Source organism: Nitrospirota bacterium, assembly GCA_016207905.1.
In the GTDB taxonomy this organism is placed as follows: domain Bacteria; phylum Nitrospirota; class Thermodesulfovibrionia; order Thermodesulfovibrionales; family JdFR-86; genus JACQZC01.
Window position 1 is genome coordinate 1 of record JACQZC010000091.1, and the last position, 5,425, is coordinate 5,425.

Genomic DNA, 5,425 nt, shown 5'->3' on the forward strand with positions numbered 1-5,425 from the left:
AAGCCAGTCCGAAATCAAACTCACTCTCTCGTCCATAGGTCTCACCTCTCTCCATGGCATCGCAATACCTCCTTGCTCTGCCATTATACTGTTACCCATGTCCGTAGGTTAATCTGTTACCTATGTTAGCAGGTTGCACCTAAGTAATCCCCCCTTTAATAAGGGGAGGGTTATTTCTTTTTGAAGACCTCAAATCCCTTCAGAAAATCATCATAGTCTATTGGAGATTCAACTCCAAACTCATAGAGAAGGTCTATTGTCTCACTTACCGATAACTCTAATTTAGAGGCAAGTGTGCCCAATGACAATTTGCCTTCTCTATAAAGCTTTATCATCAGAAATTCCCAACCATACTCTAATAGCTCTCTTGCCACCGTAGATTTATCCTTATTTCCCAGTTTTGAAAGCTCGTTAAGCCTTTTAAAGTCTCTATCTTTCAATCTTATGCTTACAACTCCCATCAGCTACCTCCTTTCAATCTTTCCCTTGCGTCCTCAATTATCCGCCTGTTATACCTGCCATATAAAGACAGTTTTTCCAGCTTTACCAGTGCGATTGATATTGTTGTGACTGCTGTCGTTTAGTGGAATTATTAAGATAATCAACGATTCGCTGGTAGGCATCATTTATTTCTTTTAATTTTTCTTCTGCTCTCTTTTGAAGTTTTGCATCGTGGGCAAAACGGTCAGGATGCCACACTTTGACCAATTCTCGATATGCTTGTTTTACCTCTTGTTCTGTGGCATTAGTGTTGAGGTCAAGTATCTTATAATATCTTTCCATCGTTCATTCTTGATGTAGTTCTAATTTTGCAGATAACGATAGAATTCAGCGGCTGTAAGCCATCCGCTGGAGTGAGTTGTTATCTGTCGCTATAATAATTTTTTGAACTTATCAATAGTGAGTCCGGAATCCTTTACTATACCACCCATTGTAAAGGCATCGACAGGGTTTGCTCTTGGAATTGTAATGATACGTTCACCATTAGTCATAGTAATATGTTTGCCTTCACGGGCAATCCAGAAGCCCGCTTTTTGAAAAGCTTTGACAGCCCGCTGGTGATTTACTCCTGACAATTTAGGCATTGGCTACTTCTACATAGCGAGATTCTTTATCCTTTGTCAATTCATTCACAGTTCTTAAATATGCCTGTATGGCGTCTTTAATGTTTTCTAATGCCTCTGCCTCCGTCTTGCCCTGTGACCAGCAGCCTGGAAGACCGGGAACCCAAACAGAGAAACCTTCTTCTGTCTTTTTGAGATTTACCTTGTATTTCATATCAGCACCTCCAAAACACTCATTACTTCTATTTTACTGTTTATCAACGCTCAACACAAACTTTATATTTTCTGTGACAATAAAAACCTATGGGGCAATCAGTATCAAAATCGCAATCGGGTTTCGTAAATTCTGGGGACACCATACTTAATTCTTCTCCCATCCCTTCTTCCTACAGGGTTTTTGTTTATGCAGAATCCTATCCAAAGTTCTTTTAAGTTTTTTTTTGACAAATCCATCGCTTCCCAAAGGTCTTCTATGTCGTTTGTGTTTGCGCAGTTCTTCCATCTCTTTTTCGGACATTGCTCCTTTCTTTCGTTGAAGTAGGAAGGACTCCAGTTGCATTATTCTAATCAGCCGCCTCCTTCCTGTCGAGGGATTTCTATTAAGTAAGTAATCCCTTTTCATCCTTGTGTATTATACTTATGGAGAGGGGCAGTGGGAATCGAACCCACACTTAACTACTTCTTTCGTTAAGCCACAAGTTTTGCAGACCAGGAGGGACACCAGTCCCCTTGCCCCTCGCTTCCCTGTATCAACCTCTCCTCCGCATAAATCGCGGCCCCGAGAGCGCCGGTAATCTCGGGATTTTGAGCAACCTTAACTTTTCTACCAATTCTCGCCTCAATCAGTGTCTTTAAGAGGCTGTTTCTGGCACAGCCCCCGGCAAACACAATGTCCTCCTCAAGGGGAATGCGCCCTGCCATCGACATCACCCGGTTAGTTATAGAGCGGTGTAGGGCAAGTGCTATATCTTCCCTGTCCGCACCTTTCGTTATGAGAGAGATGGCTTCTGATTCGGCAAAAACCGTGCACATGCTATTTATCTGTAATTCCACAGCGGACTCAGGGGAAACGGATCCGAATTCCTCAAGGGAATAACTCAGTGCCCTTGCCATTATCTCGACAAACTTGCCGGTGCCGGCTGCGCACCTGTCGTTCATCTCGAATTTCTTGACGCAACCGGCATCATCGAGGCTTATGACCTTGGTGTCCTGCCCGCCTATGTCTATAATGGTGCGGCACGAAGGGAACATAGCACGCGCTCCCCTCGCAAACGCTTTTATCTCGGTTATAGTCTTTATGTCAGTGTGGACTTCAAGGAGATGCCGCCCGTAGCCCGTGGCAACGACACTGTCGACAGGAGTTTCCTCAAGGAGTCTCATACACCTTTCAATCGGGTCAAAAGAAGTCTCGACCACTTTTATATCTTTGAGTTCCCCACCTTCAAGAAGGGTCGCCTTTATGAACCTTGAGCCTATGTCTATGCCAAGAGCCTTCATGTCCCTATCTCAGCATTTCAATAAAGGCTTCCACCCTTGTTTTAAGCTGTCCGAAATCCTCCATGCTGTAATCCGTCTCTATCCGCATGAAGGGCACCCCTGTAACGGCATTCTCAACCTTGTAAGCCTCCATCATGTAAGGGGTGCAGAACTGGAGGGAGTAGTGTATGACGCCGTCCGCCTTCAGTCCATTGACAAGGGCTTTTATGTTGTCGAGCCTCTCGGTGTTCGGCGTAAAGCAGGCGCAGTCTATGCCGAGATAGCGGGAGGCCAGTTTTTCCATAGCCTCATCCACACTTGAAAAATTCTCGTCAAGCAAGTCCCTATGGTTTCTTTCTCCTATGCAGGACTCCTCGCCTACCACAACGGCCCCGCTTCCCTCGCTTATCGCATGGAGCTTCCAGTTGGGTATCGCCATCGGAGAGCCTGAGACAAGTATGCGTGGCGCTCCTTTGGGCATAATGCCGATACCATCTCTGACCCTTCCTTCAAGTTCATCACAGAGCCTGTTTGTCATCTCCGTAAACCTTAGCGGGTCGTCATAGAAGGAGATCTGGTTTACAAGAAGGGCGTCGAGGCCCGATATCGGGGCAGGGTCTGCCGCCCTAAGCCTGCTAAGCCTCTGAAGAGCTTTTCTTTTTGCGTTTACTACGGAGGTAGCCTTTTTAAGATTCTCAACAGTTATCCTCTTGCCGGATAGTTCTTCCATCTTATCTTTGAACCTCTTCACTTCGCTGAGCCAGAGCTTCATGTCCTCGGCTGTCTTCATGTGAGGCACTTCCATGACATAGACCTTCTTGGTTATGCCTCCGAATATCTCGTATGCTTTCTTCTTGCCGTCACAGGTCGTCTCGCCGACTATGAGGTCTGTGGTCTCCACATAAGGGCAAAGGCCCGAGAGCTTGAACCCCATAAATGCCTTTATCAGGGCGCAGGTATTTCTCGGTATGAATTTCTCGGCCTCGCCAGAGCCAACCTCGGCCCCGGCACAAAGGCCGATGCACACCCCGTCAACTGATAGCACAATCTCTTCGGGCACATAAATGCAGAATGTGCCTACGACTTTTCTGCCTTTTGCCTTGGCCTTAAGTATCTCCTCGATTCTAAGACCGTGCACCTCAGAGATGACGAAATCAAAATACTCCATAGCATTAGGTCTGTTGGCTTGGGAAAGATAGATGCTCTTATATGTGTCTGAGAGTACTCCGAGCAATCCGGCATGGTTTTCAAGATTGAGTCCCAGATTCTTCCACATTGAAGTGTAGTCTTTACCGCTCATGTCTCCTCCAATTAGATTGTTCAAGCCCTGAATCGGTTCAGCAGATTCAAGACTTAATGGGTTTTTGAATTAAGGTTCTACTTTGAGGAGATGCGGTAGGAGAGAATCTTAGCTAAAGAAGATTATCAACGGCTCGGATGGCAATTGACCGCACACTCCCCTGTAAACCTCGACCAGGTTTTTGAGGACTACTTCAGCCAAAAGCCGCTTTGAAAAGTCCTACTATAAACAGTGCGGTCACCTATCCACCTCCCTTCTTAAGATTAGTAAATTATAAAGATAAACGTTAAAGCCTGTCAATGGCTATTCCTCATTGTGTCAAGCCAATTTAGAAATGTCCTATTTTTGTTAATTTGGGGTTTCACCCCAAACCCCAGTTGCTTTTCTTTATGCCCAAGAAAAGTAACCAAAAGAATCGCACCCATGAAAATTTCGGTCTCTGACCACGCTTCATTCAGTCGGCTTCAGGTAAATTTTAGCAAACTCTGCCGATTAATCGGCATCGAACACGCTAAATTTTTTAACCCTTCAGCCTCCTTCATTACACTGAAATTTTCTAAAGGGGTAAGGGGGGATTTAGAAAAGGGGGATAATATGGGATGTGTTGTTCATGCTCAGTAATTAGGTAACTCTTTTATTCTCAACAGAGAATTCCGGTTTAACCTCATCAATGTTACAAATGTTCCATCCAAGCAGTTGAAGAAGTGGAAGAATTATTGCCACTTTATATTAATAGCTTTTTCAATTTCCCCTCAAGCTCAGGGATTTTATTTTTTATAACATCCCAGACAGTATCCCAGTCCACGCCAAAATAGAAATGTATGAGTTTATCCCTTAGACCTGCCATCTCCTTCCATTCAACATCAGGGTATTTCTCCTTGAACTCCGGAGAGAGATTCTTCGTTGCTTCGCCGATTATTTCCAAACTTCTCACCACTGCCCTCTTAAGTGTTTCGTTACCGGTCAGGGTGGCATAGTCCAAATCCTTTGTTTCTTTAATTATGTAATTTATCTCGTCAATAATATGTTTTACAAAGGCGCTATCGTCTCTCAAGTTCCTCTGCCTCCTTCAGCACATAAGGTAAGATATAAGGACTCATGCCTTTAGAAGTTACGACTGTTACCTCTTTTTTAAACAGACCTTCAAGGGTGAAGACCAGATTGATAAAATTATCGTAAGTGGGATCTTTGAATTCCACAAGCAAATCTACATCACTATCTTCTCTTTGCTCATTTCTCACATAAGAGCCAAAGAGGGCTACAGACTTTACCTTATATCTTTCCAGAATCTTTTCATTCTCTCTTATAATCCTCTTAATATCCTCTTTTGTCATCTTACCCTCATTAGTGCTTAAGTATGCCCAAGCCCAATCTTTAGCCCTCCTAAATATTATCACAGGAGACTGTATAAGTTAAAGACATTTAAAAAACGGATAAGATTTAAAATTTCCTACATTCAATCTCGAAGTGCAACAGATGCGACTTCAAGGGGCGTCTTGTAGCCCAGACATTTTCTGGGCCTTGTGTTAATTAATGATGCTACCATTGCCACCTGCTCATTGGTTATTTTACCGAAGTCCGTGCC

The 5,425-nt window shown here is 44.0% G+C and carries 7 protein-coding genes, 1 tRNA gene and 1 pseudogene; all 9 read right to left on the reverse strand.

The annotated features are described in order from the left end of the window. Window positions 1-170 precede the first annotated feature (170 nt). The gene (locus tag HY805_10675; protein MBI4824673.1) at window positions 171-461 is read right to left on the reverse strand and encodes a UPF0175 family protein; all 291 of its coding nucleotides are present in this window, start codon (window positions 459-461) and stop codon (window positions 171-173) included. 82 nt (window positions 462-543) lie between these two features. Beyond that, the gene (locus HY805_10680; GenBank protein ID MBI4824674.1) at window positions 544-783 is read right to left on the reverse strand and encodes a DnaJ domain-containing protein; all 240 of its coding nucleotides are present in this window, start codon (window positions 781-783) and stop codon (window positions 544-546) included. A gap of 89 nt (window positions 784-872) precedes the next feature. Beyond that, window positions 873-1,085, reverse strand: a complete 213-nt coding sequence (locus HY805_10685) for a hypothetical protein (protein ID MBI4824675.1) — start codon at window positions 1,083-1,085, stop codon at window positions 873-875. After that, on the reverse strand, window positions 1,078-1,278 hold the full coding sequence (locus HY805_10690) for a type II toxin-antitoxin system HicB family antitoxin (GenBank protein MBI4824676.1): 201 nt from the start codon (window positions 1,276-1,278) through the stop codon (window positions 1,078-1,080). Before HY805_10690 ends, HY805_10685 begins: the two co-directional genes overlap by 8 nt. 426 nt (window positions 1,279-1,704) lie before the next feature. After that, window positions 1,705-1,802 (reverse strand) — tRNA-OTHER (locus HY805_10695). Between the two features lie 24 nt (window positions 1,803-1,826). After that, window positions 1,827-2,561 (reverse strand): annotated as a pseudogene (locus HY805_10700) (activase). A 4-nt stretch (window positions 2,562-2,565) separates the two neighbouring features. Continuing rightward, window positions 2,566-3,840: a 2-hydroxyacyl-CoA dehydratase gene (locus HY805_10705; GenBank protein ID MBI4824677.1), complete on the reverse strand. Its 1,275-nt coding sequence runs from the start codon at window positions 3,838-3,840 to the stop codon at window positions 2,566-2,568. A 724-nt stretch (window positions 3,841-4,564) separates the two neighbouring features. Further along, complete coding sequence (locus HY805_10710) at window positions 4,565-4,894, reverse strand: DUF86 domain-containing protein (GenBank protein ID MBI4824678.1); 330 nt, start codon at window positions 4,892-4,894, stop codon at window positions 4,565-4,567. Continuing rightward, complete coding sequence (locus HY805_10715) at window positions 4,881-5,174, reverse strand: nucleotidyltransferase family protein (protein MBI4824679.1); 294 nt, start codon at window positions 5,172-5,174, stop codon at window positions 4,881-4,883. The genes HY805_10710 and HY805_10715 overlap by 14 nt, the downstream gene beginning before the upstream one ends. Window positions 5,175-5,425 lie beyond the last annotated feature (251 nt).